Annotated in this window: 24 protein-coding genes; all 24 read right to left on the bottom strand. The window is 58.1% G+C overall.

What is annotated here, in order from left to right:
- Nucleotides 1–13: 13 nt before the first annotated feature.
- The 24 genes from Q0753_RS05965 to Q0753_RS05850 all read right to left on the bottom strand — a co-directional run bounded on the left by Q0753_RS05965 (nucleotide 14) and on the right by Q0753_RS05850 (nucleotide 23,506).
- Nucleotides 14–247, bottom strand: coding sequence for a hypothetical protein (locus tag Q0753_RS05965; RefSeq protein ID WP_298718493.1), 234 nt, complete (start codon nucleotides 245–247; stop codon nucleotides 14–16).
- A gap of 245 nt (nucleotides 248–492) precedes the next feature.
- The gene (locus tag Q0753_RS05960) at nucleotides 493–1,158 is read right to left on the bottom strand and encodes a hypothetical protein (protein ID WP_298718492.1); all 666 of its coding nucleotides are present in this window, start codon (nucleotides 1,156–1,158) and stop codon (nucleotides 493–495) included.
- A 32-nt stretch (nucleotides 1,159–1,190) separates the two neighbouring features.
- A complete protein-coding gene (locus Q0753_RS05955) occupies nucleotides 1,191–1,592 on the bottom strand; it encodes a hypothetical protein (protein WP_298718490.1) in 402 nt (133 codons plus the stop codon).
- 208 nt (nucleotides 1,593–1,800) lie between these two features.
- Nucleotides 1,801–2,844 carry an NADP-dependent oxidoreductase gene (locus Q0753_RS05950; protein WP_298718488.1) on the bottom strand — a complete coding sequence of 348 codons (1,044 nt, stop codon included), beginning with the start codon at nucleotides 2,842–2,844 and terminating at the stop codon, nucleotides 1,801–1,803.
- Nucleotides 2,845–2,872: 28 nt separating this feature from the next.
- A complete protein-coding gene (locus tag Q0753_RS05945) occupies nucleotides 2,873–4,030 on the bottom strand; it encodes an iron-containing alcohol dehydrogenase (RefSeq protein WP_298718486.1) in 1,158 nt (385 codons plus the stop codon).
- 96 nt (nucleotides 4,031–4,126) lie between these two features.
- Nucleotides 4,127–4,711 carry a TetR/AcrR family transcriptional regulator gene (locus Q0753_RS05940; RefSeq protein WP_298718484.1) on the bottom strand — a complete coding sequence of 195 codons (585 nt, stop codon included), beginning with the start codon at nucleotides 4,709–4,711 and terminating at the stop codon, nucleotides 4,127–4,129.
- A 327-nt stretch (nucleotides 4,712–5,038) separates the two neighbouring features.
- On the bottom strand, nucleotides 5,039–6,358 hold the full coding sequence (locus Q0753_RS05935; RefSeq protein WP_298718482.1) for a type II toxin-antitoxin system HipA family toxin: 1,320 nt from the start codon (nucleotides 6,356–6,358) through the stop codon (nucleotides 5,039–5,041).
- Nucleotides 6,358–6,624: a helix-turn-helix domain-containing protein gene (locus Q0753_RS05930; protein WP_204795820.1), complete on the bottom strand. Its 267-nt coding sequence runs from the start codon at nucleotides 6,622–6,624 to the stop codon at nucleotides 6,358–6,360. The genes Q0753_RS05935 and Q0753_RS05930 overlap by 1 nt, the downstream gene beginning before the upstream one ends.
- 139 nt (nucleotides 6,625–6,763) lie before the next feature.
- Nucleotides 6,764–7,978 (bottom strand): DEAD/DEAH box helicase, encoded by a 1,215-nt coding sequence (locus tag Q0753_RS05925; RefSeq protein WP_298718480.1) that lies wholly within the window; start codon nucleotides 7,976–7,978, stop codon nucleotides 6,764–6,766.
- Nucleotides 7,979–8,087: 109 nt separating this feature from the next.
- Nucleotides 8,088–8,723, bottom strand: coding sequence for a hypothetical protein (locus Q0753_RS05920; protein ID WP_298718478.1), 636 nt, complete (start codon nucleotides 8,721–8,723; stop codon nucleotides 8,088–8,090).
- A 285-nt stretch (nucleotides 8,724–9,008) separates the two neighbouring features.
- Nucleotides 9,009–10,133, bottom strand: a complete 1,125-nt coding sequence (locus Q0753_RS05915; RefSeq protein WP_298718476.1) for a Fic family protein — start codon at nucleotides 10,131–10,133, stop codon at nucleotides 9,009–9,011.
- Between the two features lie 394 nt (nucleotides 10,134–10,527).
- On the bottom strand, nucleotides 10,528–11,604 hold the full coding sequence (locus Q0753_RS05910) for a macro domain-containing protein (RefSeq protein ID WP_298718474.1): 1,077 nt from the start codon (nucleotides 11,602–11,604) through the stop codon (nucleotides 10,528–10,530).
- Between the two features lie 26 nt (nucleotides 11,605–11,630).
- Complete coding sequence (locus Q0753_RS05905) at nucleotides 11,631–12,275, bottom strand: DUF4433 domain-containing protein (protein ID WP_298718473.1); 645 nt, start codon at nucleotides 12,273–12,275, stop codon at nucleotides 11,631–11,633.
- Between the two features lie 11 nt (nucleotides 12,276–12,286).
- Nucleotides 12,287–13,648 carry a tRNA uridine-5-carboxymethylaminomethyl(34) synthesis GTPase MnmE gene (mnmE, locus tag Q0753_RS05900; RefSeq protein ID WP_298718471.1) on the bottom strand — a complete coding sequence of 454 codons (1,362 nt, stop codon included), beginning with the start codon at nucleotides 13,646–13,648 and terminating at the stop codon, nucleotides 12,287–12,289.
- A 256-nt stretch (nucleotides 13,649–13,904) separates the two neighbouring features.
- Nucleotides 13,905–15,566, bottom strand: coding sequence for a membrane protein insertase YidC (gene yidC, locus Q0753_RS05895; protein ID WP_298718469.1), 1,662 nt, complete (start codon nucleotides 15,564–15,566; stop codon nucleotides 13,905–13,907).
- A 3-nt stretch (nucleotides 15,567–15,569) separates the two neighbouring features.
- Nucleotides 15,570–15,815, bottom strand: coding sequence for a membrane protein insertion efficiency factor YidD (gene yidD, locus Q0753_RS05890; RefSeq protein ID WP_181068175.1), 246 nt, complete (start codon nucleotides 15,813–15,815; stop codon nucleotides 15,570–15,572).
- On the bottom strand, nucleotides 15,776–16,138 hold the full coding sequence (gene rnpA / locus Q0753_RS05885) for a ribonuclease P protein component (protein WP_298718464.1): 363 nt from the start codon (nucleotides 16,136–16,138) through the stop codon (nucleotides 15,776–15,778). Before rnpA ends, yidD begins: the two co-directional genes overlap by 40 nt.
- Entirely contained in the window at nucleotides 16,138–16,272 is a 135-nt protein-coding gene (gene rpmH, locus Q0753_RS05880; protein ID WP_188630650.1) for a 50S ribosomal protein L34, read from the bottom strand. Before rpmH ends, rnpA begins: the two co-directional genes overlap by 1 nt.
- A 276-nt stretch (nucleotides 16,273–16,548) precedes the next feature.
- A complete protein-coding gene (locus Q0753_RS05875; RefSeq protein WP_298718459.1) occupies nucleotides 16,549–17,301 on the bottom strand; it encodes an amino acid ABC transporter ATP-binding protein in 753 nt (250 codons plus the stop codon).
- A 7-nt stretch (nucleotides 17,302–17,308) separates the two neighbouring features.
- Entirely contained in the window at nucleotides 17,309–17,974 is a 666-nt protein-coding gene (locus Q0753_RS05870) for an amino acid ABC transporter permease (protein WP_298718457.1), read from the bottom strand.
- A 3-nt stretch (nucleotides 17,975–17,977) separates the two neighbouring features.
- Nucleotides 17,978–18,736, bottom strand: coding sequence for an amino acid ABC transporter substrate-binding protein (locus Q0753_RS05865; RefSeq protein WP_298718455.1), 759 nt, complete (start codon nucleotides 18,734–18,736; stop codon nucleotides 17,978–17,980).
- Nucleotides 18,737–18,927: 191 nt separating this feature from the next.
- The gene (locus Q0753_RS05860) at nucleotides 18,928–19,848 is read right to left on the bottom strand and encodes a LysR substrate-binding domain-containing protein (RefSeq protein WP_298718453.1); all 921 of its coding nucleotides are present in this window, start codon (nucleotides 19,846–19,848) and stop codon (nucleotides 18,928–18,930) included.
- A gap of 63 nt (nucleotides 19,849–19,911) precedes the next feature.
- Nucleotides 19,912–21,921: a CocE/NonD family hydrolase gene (locus tag Q0753_RS05855; protein ID WP_298718451.1), complete on the bottom strand. Its 2,010-nt coding sequence runs from the start codon at nucleotides 21,919–21,921 to the stop codon at nucleotides 19,912–19,914.
- Entirely contained in the window at nucleotides 21,905–23,506 is a 1,602-nt protein-coding gene (locus tag Q0753_RS05850) for a BCCT family transporter (protein ID WP_298718449.1), read from the bottom strand. Before Q0753_RS05850 ends, Q0753_RS05855 begins: the two co-directional genes overlap by 17 nt.
- Nucleotides 23,507–23,966: the final 460 nt, after the last annotated feature.

Raw genomic sequence — 23,966 nt, 5'->3', positions numbered from 1 at the left:
GGTGAGTCGGCCGTTAACGGATAGCCTGGTGAAGGTCCTGCATGATCTTTTTGTGCCGTTTGATAAGCTTCCGTGGTAGTGCCTGACCGGTTTCTGACTTCGCCTGTATGGTCTGATTCGGGTAGATAAGCGGGTCATTCAGAAAGGCTTCCGGCAGGGCTGCCGCCGCCTCGTTGGGCTCGGCACTGTCGATATAAAGCGCATTTCTTGCCGCCCGGCAGACGGCTGAGGGTAGGAAAGTGTTCATCCATGAACTCCTTTGGGCCGGTTAGCACCAATATGGACCTTATTGAGCCTATAAACATGATGCAACAATCCTGTGGCGTCAATGCGTTTAGCACAAATAAGGGTGGTGTACGAGTCCCTAATCCCGGCGACAGATGAGAAGAAGGATCTGATGTCCGGCTGCCAAGCGGCGGGTGCTCGACTTCGGTTCATTGATCAATTAACCACATGCTCGCTCTTGTCTGCGATGGCACCGCATATGCCTGTCTAGCCGCCGAAAAAGAAAAACCAGGTCGGCACCGGCGCCACGGCCAGGGCCATCAGGGAGAGAAAGCCGTGAAAAGGAATAAGCCTGCTCATGCCGACCACCAGGCCGATGCCGCCACCTCCGCCAAGCAGGGTGTTGCCTGGCAGGTTGATGGCGGCGGCGATGGTCAGGTAGCGGTATTTTAACAGCAGCGGGGCTATGCCCGCTGGTAACCGTTCGCCAAGTAGTGCCAGCCGCTGTTGCCGGTTCAGCGGCGCAAGCTGACTGACCAGGGCGCCGGCCCGGTACAGGTGCAGCCAGTTCAGCAGCCGGTAGACCGGGCCGGGAGGCAGGAGCCTGCCGATCATGAAGCTGAGCGACAGGGCGGCAAGAGTACACACATAGACCAGCAGGGCCCCCTTGCTGCCCAGCAGCATCATCAGGGCCAGACCGATTTCTATCCCGGGCATGAAGGGGATGGCCATCAGGCAGATATAAAGGCAGGCCGTTACCAGCACCATGACATTGATCAGCGTATCGTGCCGGGGAAACAGCTGCAGGTCGAGCTGCTGGGCCAGCCAGCTTCCCCCCATATTCAACGCGATAATAATGCCGAACAACAGGGCGAGCCTGAGATAGCGTGTCAGCCCGGCATCCCCATCGGGCTCGTGATGCGAGTCATTCATATACCGTCCTGGGTAGCGTTCGGTCACATGCCTTATTGCTTCAGGGTACCTCTGAACCAGTACTCCCGGCGGGTATCCCAGTACCAGCGCGCCTTGGTCCATACAAAGGTGACTTCGGCGGTATCGCCATGCACCACACCTTGCCAGGTGATGGTGCCGTGGGTCGGACTTTCGGTAACCGCATCGAAATGGATGCTGTCGTCAACCACAGTGGTTGAATATTCTCCACTTTTGAAATTATAAGGTGCACAGGACACAGAGGTGAACAGACCGTCCTGAAAGATGATCTCCTCGTGCTCGTCGGGGTCCAGGGCCTCGCCTGCTTCGCCGTTGAGACCGACAAAGGTCATTCCGTCCAGCAACTCGGCTTGAACGCCGATCGGCACCATGCCCAGGAAGGTGATCAGCAGGCCATACCGCAACAGGATGTTCATCAGTGCCTCCAGCAAGCTGTTGACCTGCCCCGACGGCAGGCAGGGAAAAGTATTGCACCCAAGTGGGTGCTCACTTTCTATTTTAGCATTGTGGCCGAGCGAGCAGATTGGTCGGCGGAGAGCCTGGAACAGGATTGGTGGAGGGGATGCGGTCTGCACTCGGGATCCCCTCTAGAAGGCGGCGGCAGGACCGGCGCCAACGTGGGGATCAGATCAGTTCGTCGTCGCCGATCCGCACTACCAGCTTGCCGAAGTTCTGGCCCTGCAGCAGGCCGATAAAGGCCTGTGGCGCGTTCTCCAGCTCTTCCACTATCTGCTCGCGATAGTGTATTTTGCCGTCACTCAGCCACTGGCCCATGTCCCGGGCGAACTCGTCGTAACGGTGGGCGTAATCGTCGAAGATGATAAAGCCCTTCACGGTCAGACGCTTGATCAGAATGGTGCCCATCAGCTGACCCAGGCGATCGGGACCATCCGGCAATGCGGTGGCGTTGTACTGGGAGATCAGGCCACATACCGGAATGCGGGCGCCGGTGTTGAGCAGCGGCAATACCGCATCCAGTACCTTGCCGCCGACGTTCTCATAGTAAATATCGATGCCGCCGGGGCAGGCCGCGGCCAGCTGTTCGGCAAAGTCATCGGCCTTGTGATCGAGACAGGCGTCCACGCCCAGGGTGTCGAGCGCGTAGCGGCATTTCTCTTCGCCACCGGCCACGGCAACGACGTTACAGCCCTTGAGCTTGCCGATTTGTGCCACCATGGAGCCCACGGCGCCGGTGGCGGCGGCCACCACTATGGTTTCACCCGGTTGCGGCTTGCCGATATCCAGCAAACCCATATAGGCGGTAAAACCGGGCATGCCCAGTACACCCAGGGCATAGGAAGGTGGCACCTGAGCAGGGTCCAGCTTGATCAGCCCCTGACCATCAGACACCGCATAGTCCTGCCAGCCGCTGTAGCTCAGTACCCAGTCGCCTACCTGATAGTCGGAGTGGTTGCTGGCCTGTACCCGGCTGACGGTGCCGCCAACCATGGGCTCACCCACGGCCACCGGCTCGGCGTAGGACTTGGCGTCGCTCATGCGGCCGCGCATGTAGGGATCCAGACTCATAAAAACGGTTCGCAGCAGCAGCTGGCCGTGACCAGGCTGGGGAATGGCAGTCTCTTGCAGCGCAAAGTTGGCGTCGGTAGGCGCGCCCACCGGGCGTGAGGCCAGGGTGAGCCGGCGGTTGCTGTTGGCGGTTTGCTTCATTTTGTGCTCCTTCATTGGTGGGCTGACTTTACAGGCTGGCGAGCAGAATTTGACGGCAGTGTTCGGGCGTTACATCACCGTGTTCACCCAGTGCGACCATGCCGTGGCGTTGCAGGCTGTCGATGATGCCGTCGATATGTTCGGCATTCAGACTGTAGTCGCCAAGGCGGGTTTTGACGCCGACGGATTCGAAGAAAGCACGGGTATGTTCGATGGCGGCTTCGGCCTTGTCGTCGTCGCTGCCCGCGCGGATATCCCATACCCGCTCGGCATACTGCACCAGCTTGCCGAGTTTGGTGGCCTTGCGCTGGCGCAGCATCTCGGGCAGCACTATGGCCAGGGTCTGGGCATGATCCAGGCCGTGCAGGGCGGTGAGCTCGTGGCCCAGCATGTGGGAAGCCCAGTCCTGGGGAACGCCGGCGCCAATCAGGCCGTTCAGGGCCAGGGTCGCGGTCCACATCAGGCTGGCGCGGGTCTGGTAATCTTCTGGCTCGGCCAGCGCCTTGGGGCCTATTTCAATCAGGGTTTGTAGCAGACCTTCGGCAAAGCGATCCTGCACCGGAGCCTGGGCCGGGTAGGTGAGGTATTGCTCCATGACGTGCACGAAGGCATCGACCACGCCATTGGCGACCTGACGGGTGGGCAGGGTGTAGGTCTTGACCGGATCCAGCACGGAAAAGCGCGGGTATACCCGTTCACTCATGAAAGGTAGTTTGGCCTGCAGCGCCTTGCGGGTGATGACCGAGCCCTTGTTCATTTCGGAGCCGGTGGCCGGCAGGGTCAGCACGGAACCGAAGGGCAGGGCACGATCGATATTCTGGCCGCCTTGCAACAGTATTTCCCAGGCATCGCCTTCGAACAGGGCGGCAGCGGCAACGAACTTGGTGCCATCTATCACAGAGCCACCGCCGACGGCCAGCAAAAAGTCGAGGTCGTTATTGCGCACCACGGCCACCGCTTCCATCAGGGTTTCGAAGCTGGGATTGGGCTCGATGCCGCCGAACAGTTGTACTTCACGCTCACCGAGGGCGGTGGTGACTTCGTCCAGGGTGCCGGTACGACGGGCACTTTCGCCCCCAAACAGTACCAGTACGCGGGCGTTGGCCGGTACCAGCTGCGCCAGACTGGCGACTTTTCCGGCGCCAAATTCGATACGGGTCGGGTTGTAAAAGCTGAAGTCCTGCATGAGTTACCTTCGTTTTGTTTTGATGATAAGAATTAAATTAGACCGGTCGTCTAGTGTTCTGTGCTGAAAAAGCCCGTCACAATACGGGCCAGATCGTCAGTTTACCAGCAGCCGCCGGGTCATGCTCATCGCCATATCCAGATGTCGTTCATCACGATGCAGCTTGGTCAGCAGGCTGGCACCCAGCCACAGTTGATAGAGACTGGTGGCCAGCAGGGCCGGTGGTTGTGCCGGCAGGGAGCCATCGATGACGCCGGCGTCGATGCAGTCCTGAATGCGACCAATCACTCGATCGGTGCCGGTTTTCAGGGTCAGGCGCATCGGCTCCGACAGGTCGGCCACTTCTGCGCTGAGCTTGACCACCAGACAATCACTGCGGCCTTGCGGGCTGCAATAGCGACGCTGCCATTCACTCCAGTAGCCCATCAGTCGTTCCCGACTGTTCTGTCTCGGCTGGCTGAACAGGGCATCCAGTTCGGTCAGGTACTGGCTGAAGTAATTCTCCAGCAAAGCCTGGCCATACTGCTCCTTGGACTTGAAGTAGTGATAGAAGGAGCCCTTGGGCACGCCCGCTTGCTGTAACAGGGCGCTGAGTCCGACCGAGCTGAAGCCCCGGGCGGCGAGAATATCGCGACCGGTGTCGAGCAGATGCTGGCGGGTGTCTTGATGTTTAGTGTTCATGGACGGCATGCTACAGGTAATTAGACCGGTCGTCTAGTATGGTTTTCATCTTTCAGAGTATTCGTCTTGGTAGCCAATCGGCTCATAAATGGAGCCGATTAGGTGTGTTATTCGGCTCATGCCGTTTAAGCACCGTAGCGAATCTATGCCGGTATTACTTCCCGATACAAAAAGTGAAGTTTTCTTTAATATCATATGGATACTGACTTTTCGGGGGCCTCTCGGGGGAAAGTGATTTAAATCAGCGATTTGGGGGATAGATCACAGATGTGCATGGTGTGATTCCGGCTCCGTCCACTATCGCTTCCCGCCGATATTCTCGGTTTTTCAACTTCTACCGGTCGTCAGTCGGGAGGACCTGGCTTTTACTCCTCCCAGTATTGAGTCACGGATGTGATTGGGGAAGTCGTTTGGCAACTGCTTGCTGACGTTGTCGATAGCAGTGTCAACCGAGCCTGCCAGTTCAGCCAGAATGCGCGCCATTGCCTCCTGATCAAACCCTACCGTTTTGGCTGTTTGGAAGAAGTGTCTTGGAAAGATTTGCTCAATGCCGTACTTCCTGCCTTTTGTCCCTTTGAGGCCCATGGCCAGCTTGGCATCACGTGGATGAAGACCTCTGCCACCAAAAACCGGGTACATGGAAAGGATGTCGTAGAAGGGGGTCAGACGAAAGCGGCCATCGGGCTCAATGAACACGGAGAAGTTCTTGGCATGTCCATCTGTCGCGGCCAGCAGCCAAAACAATACCTGTGCTTTAATGAACAGATAGCGATCCTGTTCGGTATTTGCCGAGCCCAGCAGGTAGGACATGATCTCTGCAATGCCAGGCCCACCATGATTCTCATATTTCTGTGCCGATGGTACATTCAGCACCTGGCAAAAATCCTCCTGTGGCAAGCGCATGAGCCAGTTGCCGTCAGATGAATATTTACGGTCAAAACGCTCTACGGCCAAGGCCTTGATGCTGCCCACCTGCATCATGAAACAGTTGGGCACCGGCAAGCCGAACTCCCGTGCCAGCAGGGTGCAGAGATATTCATTTTCGACACTGTCGGACAGGTCAATGGCGTATGAGTGGCTTTCTATCTTGCCGATAGGCAGCTTGATGATATGGGTCGTTGGTGTGGCATTACGGGGTTGGCACCACCTATCGTCTATGAGCAGCAGTGCTGTTTTCTCCTGGGCGCCGGCGATGGAAATCCGAAAATCTTCCACTTCCTCGATCATCCCCAGAGGTGCACCCGCCTGATAGCCGGTCAGCACCTTCTCCAGCTCTCTTTCGGATAACACCCGGTATTCCATTTTTCGAATATCGCCGGGGGGAGTGCCATGTGGCAACAGTTGCAGGGCACCCACAGTGTCGGCCCCGACCTTGGACAGCAAATCGAAAGGCTGAGTCGAGTTTGCGTGGTATCTGGCAAGGATCCGGTTCCTGACTTCAGGGGTATCAGGTAACAGGTTGTCAAAGAAGTTGTATGCTTCATTTCCTTGATACGTCTGATGACGCAGTGGCATGGAAAGTGATATTGGACGGCTTCCAGGCAAGCGTAGCCAGGCCTCGTCGTATTTGAAATGATGGGCACCTGAACCGGTTCGGGTGAAAACGCCAACCCGGTAACCGTTCATATAGACATCCAGCTCTGCCATTACCACTCCTCCTTCCAGCCTGCTGATGCACCGCTATCTGAGTCTGTGCCAGAGGTATTTCGTGGCTGAACCGTCAGTTCCAGCTCCAATGCCGACAGGATCTTGAAGAAGGTCTCCAGCTTGGTGGTGTCCGGGTGCAGTTCAAAGTTGGAAACCGTGTCCTGCCGGATCCCCACTTTGTCAGCTATTTTACCTTGGGAAAGTTTCTGGGTGAGTCTGACATCTTTCATGTAAGCGCTGAGCTGATGGGCATTGGTGACTTTCATGGCTGGGTTACCTGATAGAATTGATATTTCTAAATTACACGCTGTAGAGGGTATATCAAGTTTTACACTTTATAGCAGGTAAAATCAGCCTTACACGCCAAAGCCGTTAACACCCCCAGTATCTGTTCTAGCGGGTGCGCTACAGCAGTGCTATCTGTTTCGACGTGACAAACCGGTAACCCATGGCCAGGTAGCCTTTCTCCCGCTTATGGAACATTCTGAGCAACATGGGCAGGCTTGTGTCGACATAGTCGTAGACAGTCACTTCCTGCTTGCCTGTGGCCTCTCGGTGAAGCCGCCCCGCATATTGGGCCAGGGTGCCTTTCCAGGCGATGGGTAGGACCAGAAACAGCGTATCCAGCCGGGGCAGATCAAACCCCTCGCCGATGTACTTGCCAGTGGCAACCACCACCTGGGCATCGGGCAGCATGGTCTCCACTTTCCTGCGCTCTTTCACGCCCATACCACCCCTGAGTACCACGGTGCTGAAGGCAGCATCGGACAGCATGCCGGCCAGCGTTTCGGCATGTTCGCGGCGCTCGGTTAGTAGCAGGCAGTTTCCGCCCTGTTTAACGCTCGCTATTACATCCTCAATGATTTCCTTATTGCGTGCCGGGTTCTCGGCTAGCCAGCGGTACACAGTGGCGATATGGGGGCGCTCTTCGGGTTGGCAGAGTTCGGCTGGTGGAGCTTCCTGCCGTTTTCGCACTATCACGCGCTGGTCAAAGCCTGACTGCTGATCGGATTGAGCCCGGTGACGCACAGGACCGGCGGTCATAAACATGATTTTCTGGTGTCCGTCCTGACGGTTTGGGGTGGCCGTGAGGCCAAGTACATATCTGGCGCTGATTTCATTCAGCAGCATCTCGTAGCGTGGTGCCGAAATGTGATGACACTCGTCGATAATAATCTGGCCATAATCGCGGACGAACTCGGCAATGGAGTTATCCTTTTTGTTAATCAGGCTTTGATAGGTCGCCACATCAATCTGGCCGGACGCTTTCTTCTTGCCGCCGCCAAATACACCTATGGTGGCGCCGTCCAGAAAGGACTCCAGCCTTTCCTTCCATTGATCTAGCAGCTGCCGGCTGTGGGTCAGGATCAGGGTATTTACCTGTCGGCTGGCAATTACGCTAATGGCGGTGACTGTTTTGCCAAAGGCCGTTGGCGCATGCAGTATGCCGGTGTCGTGCTGAGTAAGGGCATCGACGGCGGCTTGCTGATTGTCTCTTAGCTGCAGCCTGAGTGTCAGTTGCGGTAAGGACGAGCCTGTAATCCGGCGGTCTTCCATGTCCACCTGTATGCTTTGTGCGCTTAACAGTTCAATCACCTCGTCCAGGCAGCCCCGTGGCACGGACAGATAGCCCTGCTCGATACGGGCGCAGGAGATGTAGCGGGGGATACCATGGGTGGAAAAGCGCAGCGCTATCGTCCGTGGCTGCTGGCTCAGGCGCTTCTCCGACCTAGTCCCGCAGTCGGGCGGGGCTGATCCGCTTTAACTCGCTCAAAAATGCCCACTGATCCTGGTGAGGTTGCAGCTCTTCATCCACGAATACGCTGCAGCCTCGTGAGCGGGCCTCGTATTGCAGGGGCAGGGCGATCAGGTTGCCAAAGCCACCCTGAGGTATCATGTCCTGATTGGGGAACAGACGATCGTAGGAGTCAAAGGATAAACCGGGGTGCAGCTCCATGGCCTTGTCGAGCAGCCTGAAGCCCAGTGCACGGGCCAACCAGGCTGGCACCGGTGCCGAAAAAAATATCCACAAATGAGCTCCGGCCCCGGAGCGGGATATCTCCAGTGCAAAAGGGATTTTCTCCCGACGGCAGACTTGGGCCAGGGCTTTTACATCCGATTGCCAGTCCGCCTTGTCAAAATCCATCGCCAGCAGGTGACAGTGATGATCCGGCTGTAGAGGGTAGAGGCCGGCCACCAGTTTTCCCGACAGGTGGGCGAACAGTACCTTGCTGTCGAGCGGGGTAAACCGGCGGTGAGGGCAGTCGCCGCACTTGATTTTTGGCTTCTGGCAGATGCCCTGAACCCATTCATTGCTGCAGGCCACGGCATAACCGGCGCGGCCATTGGCTTTCTCCCAACGCACGGCATGCACATCGGCACGACCGCGAAATAATCCCTGAAACAGCTTAACCTTTTGTTGCGGTGTCAGCTGCTCGGTAACAGGCTCAGTCCGCAGCAGCTCCTGCCTGCGGGCAAGCAGGGCCGCTTTTTCTCGTTCCAGCTCCGCCAGTCGGGTGTCAATTGTGCTGAGTTCGTCACTCGTTTGGATATATGTATCCTCCAGAGGTATTGGCGGTTGAACTACTCTTCAGCCGCTCTGATTCCGCACTAATCTGCTCTATGATAAGCAACCGCCGTACCGGTATTATTACTGCTTAATCTGGTATCGGGTGCTGCGGCCGCCGCCCGGCAATTTATCGATGCATCCTTTTTGTAGCAGATCTGCCAGGTGCCGTGTGGCAGTTGCCTTACTGACTTTGGCTACTTTTTGATACTGAGAGGCACTGATCCCTTCCTCAAAGCCTCGTTCACCGCCGTCCAGCAGTCGGTTAAGCACCTTGGTTTGTTCAGGGCTCAACCCTGCACCCTGATGTTCACGCCAGAAGCGCGTCTTTTGCGGAGTACCGTCGATAGCGGCGATGGCTTGGTCAAGCGTTTGATCAAAGATATCGATAAACCATACTACCCAGGCCGTGACATCAAGCTCACCCCGTTGGGTTTGTTCCAGAATTCGATAGTAGTCATTGCGGCGCTCCAGAATGGTGACGGACATGGCGTACAATCTAATACTCTGGTTGTCGGCCTGTGCCAATGCCATATCGGTGAGGGCTCGCGCAATACGACCATTACCATCTTCAAATGGGTGCAAGGTAACAAACCACAAATGACAGAGTGCTGCCCGCAAAATGGGGTCCAGAGTCTGTTCGTTACGGCTGTGATTAAACCAGCCGATAAACTGATTAAACTCGGCTGCTAACGTATCTCGGGGAGGTGACTCAAAGTGGACTTTCGGTTTATCCAGGCGACCAGAGACGACTTGCATGGGTTCATCGCCACGCAGTTGCCCAACCTTCAGCGAGTGGCCGGCCAGCATGCCAGCCTCGCCAGGAAATAACCAAGCATGCCATTGCAAGAGTCGCTCTAGCGTCAGAGGTTGCTGATAATCCTGGATCGCATCCATTATCATGACTGCCAGCCCTTCGGATCGCTCAGAAACCGGATAAGGATGTTCCTCCGTCACCTTCAACCGCCGAGCCAGAGAAGAGCGTACCGACTGCACATTCAGGGTTTCGTTTTCGATGGCAGAAGAAGCAACAATACCCTGTAACAGGGTATCTAATGCTTGTTGAACATCTTGGAGTTGGCTAACGCTGGCTTTGCCGATCAGTACGCCCGACTTGAGGCGAACGTCCCGCAAGCGTGGTGCAACAATGGCTTCATTCCAGGAGAACAAAGGCCAGCTTGGCTGCTGCCATATCCAAGTTGATGACATAAGCGCTCGCTTTTAACGCAAAGGATGAGCCGAATATATCGTTTAATCGGCTCATTAATCAAGCCGATTAGGTGTGTTGTTCGGCTCACGGCGGTGAGCGGCGAGCAGCCGTGTCGATCTTATTTCCCGCTGACCTCCTCGGTTACATGAGCAAGGATCCCACGCATCTACTGGCCTCAGTATCCTGCGCTCTGGAGTCTTTGTTTCCGGGGCACCATTACCACTTCTCCTTCCTGTACTTGGCAGCACCGAGGCATATATTTTAAATATCCAGCGATGCTTCCGCTTGCGCAGCTTATCCACAAGAACGGTTTTCTAGCTCAATCCCTTCAGCTGCACAAAGGCTGCTCAATTTTCGTGTACTCACCCATTATTGTTATTCCAGTGAATTCTTTTAAACGGCCGCCTGAAAAGGCTCTTGTTGCAGACGGTTCAGAGCCAGTTCCAGCTTGGGCAGGTCAAATAACCTGAGCTTGCGACGAGCCCAGCTTTTACCCGCCGGCCAGTGACCCATGCCCTCAAGCAGTGCCTCGGGCTCGGGCGCTATACGCTCTTTGGCCAGCAGCCAGTCTACGGTGGACAACAGTTCCAGTCCGAACGGGGACTCAAAGCCGTCAATCAGCCGAGTTACCTTTTCCAGAGCCGGCAAATAGGCCTTGGCCTCCGTCTTCAGATACAGGTCTATCTTGTCGCGCTTGGCATCGTTGAACCAGATGGTATCCAGCGGATCGCAGTCATTAATGCGCTTTTCGCTTTTCAGATAGCTAGCATCCAGTGCATTCAGCAGGTGGCGCAAGCGGTCGGCATAGGGACCATAGTTGTTGGCCTTAAAGCGCAAGTCGAGAGGTTCAAGCCCTTCGGTCTCAATGGCCCGCTCCAAAAACCAGGCCAGTTTCTGGATTTCCAGCAGGCTGCATTCCATGCCCAGAACCCAGTAGCGGCGCACAAGCTCGGCGATCAGGGCGCGGGCGGGGGTCAGTTTTTCCACGCCTTTGGGCTTGGCGACATTTTGATATTGGGCGGTGGGCTCATAGATAACTATCTCCACCCCATCCAGATCACCCAGAGTTTGCTCTATATGGGGTTTCACATCCGCCCACTTGAGGCCGCCATTGCCTGCGCCCAGGGGAGGGATGGCAATGGAGCGCACCTGATGCGTTTTAATAAAGCGGCGCAGATCAGCCAGACCGTCGATAACCCACTGCATCTGCGACTTGGCACGCCAGTGCTGCTTGGTGGGGAAGTTGACGATCCACTGCGGGCCCATCAGCTCGCCGGTTTCGGTAACGAACATGCGACCGGTTTTTACCTCGCCGGCCTTGCAGGCTTTTGCGTAGGCGGCCATATTGGCCGGAAAGCGCTCTCTGAACATCAATGCAATGCCCTTGCCCATCACGCCAACCGTATTCACGGTGTTCACCAGCGCCTCTACATTGGCGTCGAGCAGGTTGCCGGTGGTGTAGCTGATCATTGAGCTCTCCTTCAAACGACCCGGCCTCAAAAGTACCACTGAGGCATACAGTGAATATCCAGTTGGACACCCATTCTGGCCGCCTGTTCTTGTAATTCTGCCTTAATATCGGCGGTATAACACACCGCCCCCAGCAGCGCCTGAACGGGCACTTGCCCATAAACCAGCACCTCGGCCTGATAGCGCTCGACCTTTTCGGGGTCGTTCGGGTCGCGCTGAAAGTTGCGCTGCTGCAGCAGCGGCCAGTCGATGGCGTTCAGCCGGGTGAGGTCATTGTAGTAATTTGCGGTCATGGTGTAAGCATGACGGTCGGTAAACACATAGGGTAGTCCCAGCTCCGCTACCCGGTGCAGGCTGGACACCAATATCACGATATCGGCGTTGGCAACATGGGCAACACCGCCCCGCCCGGTATAGATGTTGTACAACATGGGCGAAAAGGGCGTGAAGTAAAAAGGCACATAGTCGTTCAGCATGCCCCCCGATGGCTGCGGCACAGGCCGGTGTGCCCGGCGATCGATCAGCTCCCTGTTGCCGATGGTCACCCAATCTGGCGAGCAGGCGAGGCTGTTACCCGCATGCAGGCCATTGGCCAGAATCCACGGCAGGTTGCGGCGGTGAGTAATCCGCCAGATCAGGGCCTTGCCGGGATTCAGGTTCGTGTATGCCATGCCTCGGTTCACTACTTCCCGATACAGAACGAGCTGAAAATCTTGCCTAACAGGTCGTCGGAGCTGAATTCGCCGGTGATCTGGCTCAGCTGCTCCTGAGCCAGGCGCAGTTCTTCTGCCACCAGCTCGCCGGCCATGTACACCTCCAGCTGCTCCTTGGCCATGATCAGGTGCTGATCGGCGTGGTGCAGGGCGTCCAGGTGGCGGCGGCGGGCGCTGAAGCCGCCTTCGGTGCCGCCCTGAAAGCCCATGCAGGCTTTCAGGTGTTCCTTGAGCGCGTCCACCCCTTCGCCGGTCTTGGCGGAAATAGGGTATACAGGGTGTTCGCCATCGCTGACCACCGTCATCGGTTCACCACTCAGATCCGCCTTGTTACGCACCACCGTCAGCCCGATGTGGGCCGGCAGCCGGTCGACAAAGTCGGGCCAGATGTCCTTGGGGTGCAGGGCGTCGGTGGTGGTGCCGTCCACCATAAACAGGATGCGATCGGCCTGTTCGATTTCGCTCCAGGCCCGCTCTATGCCGATACGCTCCACCGCGTCGGTGGCTTCGCGCAGGCCGGCGGTATCGATCACGTGCAGCGGCATGCCGTCCAGATGGATGTATTCGCGCAGCACGTCGCGGGTGGTGCCGGCGATATCGGTGACGATAGCCGACTCCTTGCCGGCCAGGGCGTTGAGCAGGCTGGACTTGCCGGCGTTGGGACGGCCGGCGATCACCACCTTCATGCCTTCGCGCATGATGGAGCCCTGGCGAGCCTGGCGCTGCACTTCGGTCAGCCGGTCCATGATGCCGTACAGATCGCCGGCGATTTTGCCGTCCGAGAGAAAATCGACTTCTTCTTCGGGAAAGTCGATGGCCGCTTCCACATAGATACGCAGGTGAGTGAGGGCTTCCACCAGGCTGTGAACGTGATTGGAAAACTCGCCCTGCAGCGATTGCAGCGCCGAGCGGGCCGCCTGTTCGCTGGAGGCTTCGATCAGATCGGCGATGGCCTCGGCCTGGGCCAGATCCAGCTTGTCGTTGAGGAAGGCCCGCTCGCTGAACTCGCCGGCCCGTGCCGGACGCAGGCCGGGCAAGGCCAGGATGCGCCGCACCAGCATGTCCAGTACCACGGGGCCGCCGTGGCCCTGCAGCTCGAGCACGTCTTCGCCGGTAAAGCTGTTGGGGCCCTTGAACAGCAGGGCGATGCCCTGATCCAGCACCAGATCCTGTTCGTCCTTGAACGGCAGATAGTCGGCATAGCGCACCCTGGGCACCTTGCCGAGCACGGCCTGAGCCACGGCTTCGGTATGAGGGCCGGAAACCCGGATGATGCCCACACCGCCCCGACCGGGGGCGGTGGCCTGAGCCACTATGGTATCGTTCGACATCTGTTCTGTTACTCCACAAATAAGTCTGGCGATGAATGCGGCGGCATTCTTCCGGCAGACGGCACAACTGACTGGCGAGGGTAAAGGGATGAGCTTGGCCGACCTTCCGTTTCAGGGATGAAACGGAGAGCGTACATGGAGGTATTCACAGCGTGTCGGCGTAGCTTATTCCTTTGCCCTTGCGGGCAATTAAAAAGGCGACCCTGGGGTCGCCTTCAGTGTATTGATTTCCGGCACTGGCGGCCAGCAAACAGCCTTAAGAAGTGACTTTGCTGTGCAGGCCTTTCTTCTCCAGCTGGCGGAAGATATACCACTGCTGGGTGATGGTGACCACGTTGCTCACCAGCCAGTACAGGGTCAGACCGGCAGGGAACCACAGGAAGAAGAAGGTAAAGATGATGGGCATGAACTGCATCACCTTCTGCTGCATCGGATCGGTTACCGTGGTCGGGCTCATCTTCTGGATCATGAACATACTGACACCCATCAGGATAGGCAGCACGAAGTAGGGGTCGCGCACCGACAGGTCGTCAATCCACAGGAAGAAAGGCGCGTGGCGCAGTTCTACCGACTCCATCAGCACCCAGTACAGGGAGATGAAGATAGGCATCTGTACCAGAATCGGCAGACAGCCACCCAGCGGGTTGACCTTCTCCTTCTTGTACAGCTCCATCATGCCCTGGGACATTTTCTGGCGATCGTCGCCATAGCGTTCTTTCAGGGCCGCCAGCTTGGGCTGCAGCATGCGCATCTTGGCCATGGAGGTGTACTGGGCCTTGGTCAGCGGATACATGATGCCACGCACCACGAAGGTGGTCAGCACGATGGCCAGACCCCAGTTGACCACGAAGCTCTGCAGGAAGTGCAGCAGCTTGAACAGCGGCTGGGCGATAAACCACAACCAGCCGTAATCCACGGTCAGATCCAGATTTTCGGCGGCGGCGGCCATTTTGTTCTGCAGCTTGGGGCCGAGCCACAAGTCGGCAGACACGGTTTGCTCGCTACCCGGCGCTACGGTCACCAATGGTGCCTTGAAGCCGATGATGGCCTGGCCCTGATTGTTCAGTGAACGGCTGTACAGCTGGTTCTGTTCCTGCTTCGGTGCAATCCAGGCTGAGACAAAGTAGTGCTGCAGCATGCTGACCCAGCCGCCGGCGGTGGTCTGATTCAGGTTGGCTTCACGTACCGATTTGAAATCGTACTTGGTGTAGCGGGTTTCGCTGCTGGAGTAGGCCGGGCCGCGATAGGCGGAGGCCATCAGCATGTTGCCGCCTTCTTCGTTCGGATTGACTTCGCTCTGCTTCAGCTGACCGTAAAGCTGGGCCTGTACCGGCTCGGCGCTCTGGTTGTCGATCACATAGCCGACATTCACCACGTAGTTGTCACGGGTGAGGGTGAAGGTTTTGGTGAACGCCACGCCCTGCTCGTTGGTAAAGGTCATGGGCACGGTCAGGCTGTCCTGACCGTCGGCTAGCTGGTAGCTGGTCTGTTCGGTACCATAAACGGGGCGACCGTTGGCGCTGCCATCCGGGCCGTCGCGACCGATAAGGCCGCTCTGGGCCACGTTGACGAAGTTGGAACCGTTGCTGAGCAACACGAACTTGTCGTCGGAATTCAGTTCGTCGTCGTGTTCCAGCAGCTCGGCGCGCACCACGTCACCACCCCGGGTGTCGATGGTCAGCTTGAGGCTGTCGGTGGTGATGGTTACCAGGCGGCGATTGGCAGCCGGGGCCACATCGGTGGGCACTTCGCCATCGGCCTGATCCGCTTCGGGAACAAAACTGGCGTCGTCGGTGCTGGTCTGGGAGCTTTGCTGGGCCACTTCTGGCTGCGGCGCCTTATCTGTCTGCCACTGTTGCCAGATGAGGAAACTCACCAGCAGCAGAGCGATAACCAATATATTGCGTTGAGATTCCATAGTTTATTTTCTTCGCTGTGTCGGGACCGGGTCGTGGCCGCTTGGACCTAAAGGATGGCATTTTAATAGACGTTTGACGGTTAACCAACCGCCTTTTAAAAAACCGTGGAGCCGGATGGCTTCAATAGCGTATTGCGAACAGGTGGGAGTAAAGCGACACCTGGGCCCGAGCAGAGGACTGATAACCAGCTGGTAAAGGCGAATAAGGCCTACGCTGAGTCGTTGCAGCGGCGAGAAAGCGTGCGCCATAGCCTATCCAGCAGCTCGAACAGCTCGTCGTTGGGCACATCCCCGATACCTTTCTTGGCGATCACCACAATATCAACGTTGGGCAGCTTATGTTGCTTCAGGCGAAAGGCTTCGCGGGCAACACGTTTGACCCGATTGCGCCAAACGGCACGTTTAAGTGCTTTTTTGGGTACGGCTAGTCCCAACCGGGGGTGACCCAGTTCGTTTGGTTTGGCAAGAAGTGTGAGATGTGGGGAAGCGGCTCTGACGGGGTTGTCGAAGACGTTTTTGAAATGGGCGGGAGTTAACAAACGTAACTCCCGTGTAAAGGCATGCCGGGCCATTAGGCGCTCAGACGGGCACGACCTTTGGCGCGACGAGCGGCCAGTACTTTGCGACCACCTACAGTGGCCTTGCGAGCACGGAAACCGTGGCTGCGTTTGCGCTTCAGATTTGAAGGTTGAAAAGTGCGTTTCATAGTAGTTATTACCGCTGTGTCAGTTTGCTATACAGTTTGACCATGTACTCGACAGACGCATAAACATCACCGAGACGGTCCCACCAAAGAGGCCGAATTCTAAACAGTTCTGTATATCACGTCAATCTACATGGTGTTGATTGACGACCCCACAGGCAAAGTATTTTACCGGACGGGATCGATCCCGGGATCCTTGAAGATCGCGGGGCTGGGATTATACAGCCCCCGCGGGCCGGCGCAACTAAAAGCGCGGGGATCCCGTGGCGGCGAGATCCGTCAGCCGTTTTCGTTTCGATCCGGCAACACCTTGCGCAAAAAGGCCCGGGTGCGGGGATCGGTCGGCTTGGTCAGCAGCTCGGACGGCGGGCCCTGCTCCACGATGTGACCACCGTCCATGAAGATCACCCGGTCGGCCACATCGCGGGCGAAACCGATCTCGTGGGTGACCACCACCATGGTCTGGTGCGCCAGCGCCAGCTTCTTCATCAGTCCCAGCACCTCGTCCACCCATTCCGGATCCAGCGCCGAAGTCGGCTCGTCGAACAACATCACCTTGGCATGGCTGGCCATGGCGCGGCCGATACCCACCCGTTGCTGCTGGCCACCGGACAGGGATGACGGATAGGCGTCTGCCTTATCTTCCAGCCCGATATCGCCCAGAATGCGCAGCGCCTCGGCGTTGGCCTCGGCCCTGGGCTTGTTCCACACGGTGATCAGCCCTTCGGCGATGTTGTCGCGGGCGGTCTTGTTGGCGAACAGCGCATAGTTCTGGAACACGAAGGAGGTGCGCTTGCGCAGCTCGATGGCCTGTTTGCCACCATGCTTTGCCAGATCGATGGCAAAGCCGTCGATATCCAGGGTGCCGGCCTCCGGCGTTTCCAGCAGGTTCAGACAGCGCAGCAGGGTGGATTTACCGGTGCCCGAGGGCCCCAGTATCACCACGATTTCGCCTTTCTTGATATCCAGACTGATGTCGTTGAGCACCGTCTGGCCGTTATAGATCTTGGTCAGGTTACGCAGTGTAATCATGGTGCTCCTAATAAGCGGCGTTCAGCCGTCGCTCCAGCCGGGTCTGCAAATAGGTGAAGAACACCACCACAGCCCAGTAGATCAGGGCGACCGCAATAAAGGCCTCGAAAAACTTGAAGCTGCTGGACGCCTCTTTCTGGGCCGAGGCCATGATTTCGGCCACCCCCAGGGTGAAGGCCAGCGAGGTGCTCTTGATCATGTCGATGAAGTAGTTCATCAGCGAGGGTGTGGCGATGCGCGCCGCCTGAGGCAGTATGATGCGTTTCATGGCCTGAGTGCGGGTCATGCCGATGCTCATGGCCGCTTCCATCTGACTCTTGTGCACACTCAGGATGGCGGCGCGAATCGATTCCGCCATGTAGGCGGCAAAATGCAGCGTCAGGCCGATGACGGCGGCGCTGAAGGCATCGAGACCGATAAATATCGGCATGATCTGCGGCAGGCCGTAATACAGCAGAAACAGCTGAACCAGCAACGGGGTGCCGCGAAAGAAGGAGATGAACAGCTTGGCCAGGGCGTTGAGCACCGGCAGTTCGAAGGTTCTGATCACCGCCAGCCCACCGGCAATAATCAGGGCGAATACAAAGCCCAGCAGCGCCATTTCCATGGTCGTGCCCAGATATCCGAACAGGATCGGAAACAGCGCCAGGGTATAGTCGAGATCAAATTGCATGGTTTATTTGCTGGTGATGTCTGCGCCCAGCCATTTCTCCGAAATCTGTGTCAGGGTGCCGTCGGCACGCATATCGGCCAGGGCTCGGTTCACCTCGGCCAGCAGTGCCTGCTGCTCGGGGGTTTTCACGAAGGGGAAGGCATTTTCCAGGGTCTCGAACGGCTTGCCGGCCAGCTGCAGCGGCAGTCCGGCTTCCTTGATCAGCTGGGCGGAGCCGACGCGGTCCATGACGAAGGCATCGGTACGACCCAGCGCCACGTCCTGCTCCAGGTTGGTCTCGTAGGTGATGATGTTGATTTCGTTATTGGTGTCGTGCTTGCGCATCAGCTGTTCGAAGTTGGAGCCCAGGTTGACGGCGACCTTCTTGCCTTTCAGATCGTCCAGCCCCTGAATGCTGTCGTTGCCCTTGCGTACCACTATCTGGGCGCCGTCGTAGACATAGGGGTCGGCGAAATCATATTTTTCCAGCCGTTCCGGGGTAATGGTGATCTGGTTGGAAATGGTGTCGATACGACCGGTTTCCAGCATGCCGAACAGGCCGGAGAAGTTGGTGGTTACAAACTCTACCTCGCGGTCGAGACGCTCACCGATGGCGTTCCAGACATCGACTTCAAAGCCCTGCAGCTCATCCTGTTTGACGAAGGTGAACGGATAGTAGCGACCGGACATGCCGACCTTGACCGCATCGGCCGCCATGGCCGGCGCGATCAGGGAAGTGGACAGGGCCAGGGTAGCAGCCAACAGCTTGATGGATTTGAACATGAATAACTCTCCTGATGATCGACGGCATGACCGCAACCGGTGCAGTCATCATCGCTACAGCATAAATGATGAAGGTCTTTTTATACCAGCCAAAGGCAGCATGCCAGTTTTTTACAAACTAATAACCTGACCTGGAAGGAAGAGGGTAAGAAATATTCGCAAATTGGTGGTCTCGTCGCCGGTCGGCAGGTTCAACCGTCCTGGTGTGGCAACAGCCATTGGGTGAACAGTCGAGTGGCGACCGAGGGGTGGCGGTGACTGGGCTCCAGCAGGCACAGATATCCCTTGCTGGGCATGCTGTGGGGCAGCGGCTGCACCAGGGTGCCTTCCTGCAGATAAGGTTGCAGCAGCCGGGCCCAGCCGAGGGCGATGCCCTGGCCGGCCAGGGCCGCCTGCATCAGCAGCTGATAGCTGTTGGTCTTGAGGGTATGGGCGGGGGCCTGGTAAGGCTCTGTCAGGGCTTCGAACCAGTCTTCCCAGGTCAGCCAGTCATGAAAGTAGTCTTCCAGTTCCAGCAAGGTATGTTCGCGCAGCATCTGCTGCGGGCTGGTGACAGGCCCGGCTTGCTGCAGATAACCGGCGTTACATACGGCGATGACGTCTTCCTGTTCCATGATGCGAGTGATCTGTACGCCGGGCGGCTCCTTTTCTCCGGGCACCAGATAATAGAGGGCAAGATCGAACTCGCTCAGATCCAGTTGCCGGGGGTCGGCCATGGTCAGGATGCGGATCTCGAGCTGTGGATGCAGCTGCTGTAGTGCGGGCAGTTTGCGGGTCAGCCACATGGAGGCGACGGTGGGGCTGGATGCCAGGGTCAGCTGCAGGCTGCCCTGACGCCGGGTCAGGGCGGCGGTGCCGCTGGCCAGTTCGCGCAGCAATCGCTGCACCAGCTGAAAATAACGCTCGCCCGCCGGGGTCAGGAGCACACCCTGAGCATCGCGATGAAACAGGGGCCGACCCAGACACTCCTCCAGCCGCTTGATTTGCCGGCTGATGGCGCTCTGGGTCAGGCTGAGTTCGGTCGCCGCCTGGGTGAAGCTCTGGCTGCGGGCCGCCGCTTCAAAAGCCTGCAGACAATTAAGGGGAGGTAGGGGCTTGATCCGTTGGAACATATCAGCTTCCTGGGCGTCCTGTACTGAATAAGCCCCTACCTTACTCCCGGCCTGCCGCCAAGGCTACTGGGCAAGCCGTGGAATACGGTATTCCCAGCTCTTGTCGTTGAACAAGTCACCATCCAGCCAGGCCTGCTGGCGGGCGCTCAGGTAGAAATGCTGCTCGTCACAGGCCAGGTGCAACTCGCTTTCTACCCGTACCTCCCAGTCATCCCGGCCGGCCCGGTACAACCAGTGAATGTCGGCCTGGGTGGCGTCGGGATCCTCGGGGCGGGTGCGATATTCCTCGGTGGCTTTCTGCTCGACCCAAAGACCGTGATCGAGGAAGCGATAGGTGCCCATGTCGTCGTCCACCCGCACGCAGACTTCGCCACTGGCCACGTCTTCGGTGATGGTACGTTTTGGGCTGGACTCGCGCAGCTGTTCCATGTTGACCGGCTGGGCGGACTCCGGCGGCTGGAAGGGGTTGTCGATGGACTCGCCCCGGTATACCGGTAGGGTCAGATGCTGCTGGCCGGGCACCAGGCTCAGGGTGGTCAGCTTGGGACTGGGCCACAGCAGCGGAAAATGGGCGGTGGCGATGGCGACACGCAGTCGGTGACCGGCGGGTACCTTATAGCCGATGTTGTCCAGCTGCACCTCGAAGTCCATCTCTTCGCCCGGCACCGGCGGCTCCAGCACCGCAGGGTCATTACGCAGGGCCAGGTTCAGGGTGCCGTAGCTTATCAGGGTGGCGCAGCCGTCCGGTGCCACATCGCTGAGGCGCACCGTGACCTGGCCGCAGTCCTGATCCACCGAGCCTCTGAGCGCTATGCGGGGGTTGCCCAGCAGCGGCAGCGGTTCGTTCAGGGGTGTGCTGTCGAAACACAGGGACAGGGCGTCGTCCCGGCGTTGATCGGTCGGGAAGTCGGGGCCGAACCAGATGGCGCAGTACTCGCCGCCGTGCACCCCTGTGGTGAGCGGAGAACAGATACTGGAAGGGTAATTCAGTGCATGTTCACCTTGCTGCAAGCCGTTGTCGGTCAGGCTGAACGACAGTGGCTCTACCTGGCTGGCGGGCCAGCCATCGGTCTGCACCCAGTCGCCGGAGCGATAAGCGGTCATGGCGGAAGGCGGCTGGGCCTCCTGCAGGTAGAAGGTGCACTCGGGCTCGTCCATGATGCCGGTGTCGATGCCCTTCAGCCAGTGATCCCACCAGCGCAACGCTTCCTGCAGGAAGCCGATGGCCGGATCCGGAATGGCGAAGTGGGGATACTTGTGGATCCAGGGGCCGATCAACGCCTTCTTCGGGCACTTGAGGTGCTCCATCATCCGTACCGGGGTGTTGCGATAGGCATCGCCCCAGCCGCCGACGCAGTACACGGCAGCCTCTATATCCTCATAATTTTCGCAGATGGAACCGTGCTGCCAGTAGGCGTCCCGGGTGCTGTGCTCGATCCAGGGCTTGGCCAGCAGCGGCATGTTTTCCAGCCGGTGCTTCCACATGGCCTGCCAGTCGTCGCCCACCAGGCGGGGATCCGGCACGGCGGCGGAAAAGCTCAGCATGGTGGCGGCCCAGCCCAGGTTTTCCAGCAGCAGGTTGCCGCCCTTGAAGTGCACGTCGTCGGCGTAGCGGTCGTCGGTGGAGCAGATGGTGATGATGGCCTTCAGCGGCTTGGGCCGGCGCGCCGCCAGCTGCAGGCTGTTGAAGCCCCCCCAGGAGATACCCATCATGCCCAGGTTGCCGTCGCACCAGGGCTGGCGGCTGATCCAGTCGATGACCTCGAGCGCGTCGTCCTGCTCCTGCTGCAGATATTCATCCAGCATCAGACCGTCGGACTCGCCGTTGCCGCGAATATCCACCCGCACACAGGCATAGCCATGGCCCGCCAGGTAGGGGTGGGTCAGGGCATCGCGTACCGCGGTACCGTCTACCTTGCGGTAGGGCAGATATTCCAGGATGGCAGGCACCGAATGCTGCTCCGCGTCGGCGGGCAGCCAGACTCGGGCGGCCAGCATGGTGCCGTCCTTGAGCGGGATCTGCAGGTGCTCTATTTCACGCACCTGACGGGGAAACTCATGCTTGATTTGCATTGGTCGGTATTCCTTCAAATGATGAGGTGTTGGTGTCGCTGGCCGGGGTTGGGGCCGGGCTGGGTGACAGGATCACCAGGGCCGGATTGGACAGCCAGTACCACAGGGAGCCGCTGGCCAGCAGGATAATGAACATGGCGGGCAGGCCGCCGAGATTGGACAGCATCTTGACGCCGTCGAGGCCGACGAAGGACACCATGACCCAGGACACGGTGCCGATCACCGAGCCCCACAGCACCTTGATGCCCAGGCCGCCGTCCATGTCGCTGTCGGCGGTCAGACCGCGGGTGCAGAGACCGCCGATGGCATCGGTATTGGAGTCGGCGGCGGTGACATAGGAGATAAAGGCGATAAACAGCAGCAGTACTATCATGATGTTGCTGCCCGGCAGCTGTTCGAAGATGCGGTACAGCACATGTTCTACGCCTTCGTTGTTGAGTACCTCGTTCAGGCCGGCCGCCTGCTGCATGTCCAGATAGATGGCCGTGCCGGAGAAGATGCAGATCCAGACGATGGCGAACAGGGACGGAAACAGCAGGTTGATACGGATGAATTCACGCACCGTGTAGCCGCGGGCGATTTTGCCGAGGAACAGGGCGGTCACCGGGGCCCAGGCAAACCACACCGCCCAGTAGAAAATGCTCCACCACTGGGGCCAGGGATCGCTGGCGGCGGCGCCGGTGAACAGGCTGCGGGTAAAGAAGGTATCCAGATACAGGCCGAGCGATTCGGTGCCCAGGGCGATCATGAAGATGCTGGGGCCGAAGCAGAACATGAACACGCCGAGAAACAGCAGCAGCCAGGCGTTCAGCGCCGACATGCGCGCTATGCCTTTTTTCAGGCCGCTGGCGGCGGAAAGCACAAAGGTGGCCACGATCACCGCTATGATGATGCCGAGGCGCAGCGGCGTGGTTTCACCGCCCAGATACTGACCGGCGCCACCGGCCAGGGTCAGGGCGCCGGTACCCAGCGAAGAAGCCATGCCGGCCACCAGGGCATAGAGCGCTACCGCATCGATGACAGTACCGAAGCGGCGGGTGATGCGGGCGCCCAGCACCGGCTCCAGCATGCTGCCGATGGAAAAGCGCTTGCGCTGGTTATAGAAGGCGAGGGCAAACACCAATGAGGGAATGGTGTAGATGGCGTAGGGGGTAAAGGACCAGTGCAAAAACATGGTGGCCATGGCGAAGCGGGCGGCATCCGGTGAGCCCGCTGCCAGACCGGTACTTTCGGGCGGCCCGAACAGATGATAGAGCGGCTCGGCGGTGGTCCAGAACAGCACACCTACCGCCAGGGTGGTGCACAGGGTGATGGAAAACCAGCGCCAGCGGCTAAGCAGTGGCTCGGCGCTATCGCCACCGATGCGGACTTTTCCGAGCGGCGAAAAGTAGACCACCACCGCCAGTACCAGCAGATACAGGCTGCCGAGGCTGAACAACCAGGAAAAGTTGTCCAGTATGGCGCTGTTCAGGGTTTTGGTGGTGGCGAGAAAGGTGTCCAGATCCAGATAGCTGGCGAGCAGGGCTGCCATGAGCAGCAGGAAGGTGGGCCAGAACACCAGAGGCCTGAGGTTGTTCGATGACATATGATCAATCACTCCGTGATGGGTACAACATATCCTTTTTGTTCTTTTCAGGAGGCAGGATAAAACACCCCCGGTTTTGCAACCTTAAACCAGGGTCTGTTGACCTTTCGAGATGATTTTTGCAGCAGTTTGTGGGGGCTTGATACAAGGCAGAGCTTATGCCGTGTAGTCACTCTACATAAATAAGCGATAACGCAGTAGCAAGCCCCCACAAGCGCTGCCCTGCGGGTTCGGCTAAACGCGTTTTTCTCTTTGTTGAGAGGGCTTTGCTTAGAATGACTAGGCTACACCCCTCTCGCCGCGATAAAAACGCGTTTAACTCGAACAAAACTTCACCGCGAAAGGTCAACAGACCCTGACATGGTTTTTCAGTCTGCCTAGGGGTTGGGGATCGCTCAATCAACATCTGGGCATGGGGTCATGATCATTGATCATTGGGCAGTGTGTGCCGCGACTTCGA

It is taken from the genome of uncultured Oceanisphaera sp. (assembly GCF_947495715.1).
GTDB classification, from domain to species: domain Bacteria; phylum Pseudomonadota; class Gammaproteobacteria; order Enterobacterales; family Aeromonadaceae; genus Oceanimonas; species Oceanimonas sediminis.
This window is presented reverse-complemented; position numbering and strand designations above follow the sequence as displayed.

Excerpts from the sequence above, each read along its gene's own strand:
- Q0753_RS05965 (WP_298718493.1), bottom strand. The coding sequence starts at position 247 with ATGAACACTTTCCTACCCTCAGCCGTCTGCCGGGCGGCAAGAAATGCG.
- Q0753_RS05960 (WP_298718492.1), bottom strand. The coding sequence starts at position 1,158 with ATGAATGACTCGCATCACGAGCCCGATGGGGATGCCGGGCTGACACGC.
- Q0753_RS05955 (WP_298718490.1), bottom strand. The coding sequence starts at position 1,592 with ATGAACATCCTGTTGCGGTATGGCCTGCTGATCACCTTCCTGGGCATG.
- Q0753_RS05950 (WP_298718488.1), bottom strand. The coding sequence starts at position 2,844 with ATGAAGCAAACCGCCAACAGCAACCGCCGGCTCACCCTGGCCTCACGC.
- Q0753_RS05945 (WP_298718486.1), bottom strand. The coding sequence starts at position 4,030 with ATGCAGGACTTCAGCTTTTACAACCCGACCCGTATCGAATTTGGCGCC.
- Q0753_RS05940 (WP_298718484.1), bottom strand. The coding sequence starts at position 4,711 with ATGAACACTAAACATCAAGACACCCGCCAGCATCTGCTCGACACCGGT.
- Q0753_RS05935 (WP_298718482.1), bottom strand. The coding sequence starts at position 6,358 with ATGGCAGAGCTGGATGTCTATATGAACGGTTACCGGGTTGGCGTTTTC.
- Q0753_RS05930 (WP_204795820.1), bottom strand. The coding sequence starts at position 6,624 with ATGAAAGTCACCAATGCCCATCAGCTCAGCGCTTACATGAAAGATGTC.
- Q0753_RS05915 (WP_298718476.1), bottom strand. The coding sequence starts at position 10,133 with ATGTCATCAACTTGGATATGGCAGCAGCCAAGCTGGCCTTTGTTCTCC.
- Q0753_RS05910 (WP_298718474.1), bottom strand. The coding sequence starts at position 11,604 with ATGATCAGCTACACCACCGGCAACCTGCTCGACGCCAATGTAGAGGCG.
- Q0753_RS05905 (WP_298718473.1), bottom strand. The coding sequence starts at position 12,275 with ATGGCATACACGAACCTGAATCCCGGCAAGGCCCTGATCTGGCGGATT.
- mnmE (WP_298718471.1), bottom strand. The coding sequence starts at position 13,648 with ATGTCGAACGATACCATAGTGGCTCAGGCCACCGCCCCCGGTCGGGGC.
- yidC (WP_298718469.1), bottom strand. The coding sequence starts at position 15,566 with ATGGAATCTCAACGCAATATATTGGTTATCGCTCTGCTGCTGGTGAGT.
- yidD (WP_181068175.1), bottom strand. The coding sequence starts at position 15,815 with ATGGCGCACGCTTTCTCGCCGCTGCAACGACTCAGCGTAGGCCTTATT.
- rnpA (WP_298718464.1), bottom strand. The coding sequence starts at position 16,138 with ATGGCCCGGCATGCCTTTACACGGGAGTTACGTTTGTTAACTCCCGCC.
- rpmH (WP_188630650.1), bottom strand. The coding sequence starts at position 16,272 with ATGAAACGCACTTTTCAACCTTCAAATCTGAAGCGCAAACGCAGCCAC.
- Q0753_RS05875 (WP_298718459.1), bottom strand. The coding sequence starts at position 17,301 with ATGATTACACTGCGTAACCTGACCAAGATCTATAACGGCCAGACGGTG.
- Q0753_RS05870 (WP_298718457.1), bottom strand. The coding sequence starts at position 17,974 with ATGCAATTTGATCTCGACTATACCCTGGCGCTGTTTCCGATCCTGTTC.
- Q0753_RS05865 (WP_298718455.1), bottom strand. The coding sequence starts at position 18,736 with ATGTTCAAATCCATCAAGCTGTTGGCTGCTACCCTGGCCCTGTCCACT.
- Q0753_RS05860 (WP_298718453.1), bottom strand. The coding sequence starts at position 19,848 with ATGTTCCAACGGATCAAGCCCCTACCTCCCCTTAATTGTCTGCAGGCT.
- Q0753_RS05855 (WP_298718451.1), bottom strand. The coding sequence starts at position 21,921 with ATGCAAATCAAGCATGAGTTTCCCCGTCAGGTGCGTGAAATAGAGCAC.
- Q0753_RS05850 (WP_298718449.1), bottom strand. The coding sequence starts at position 23,506 with ATGTCATCGAACAACCTCAGGCCTCTGGTGTTCTGGCCCACCTTCCTG.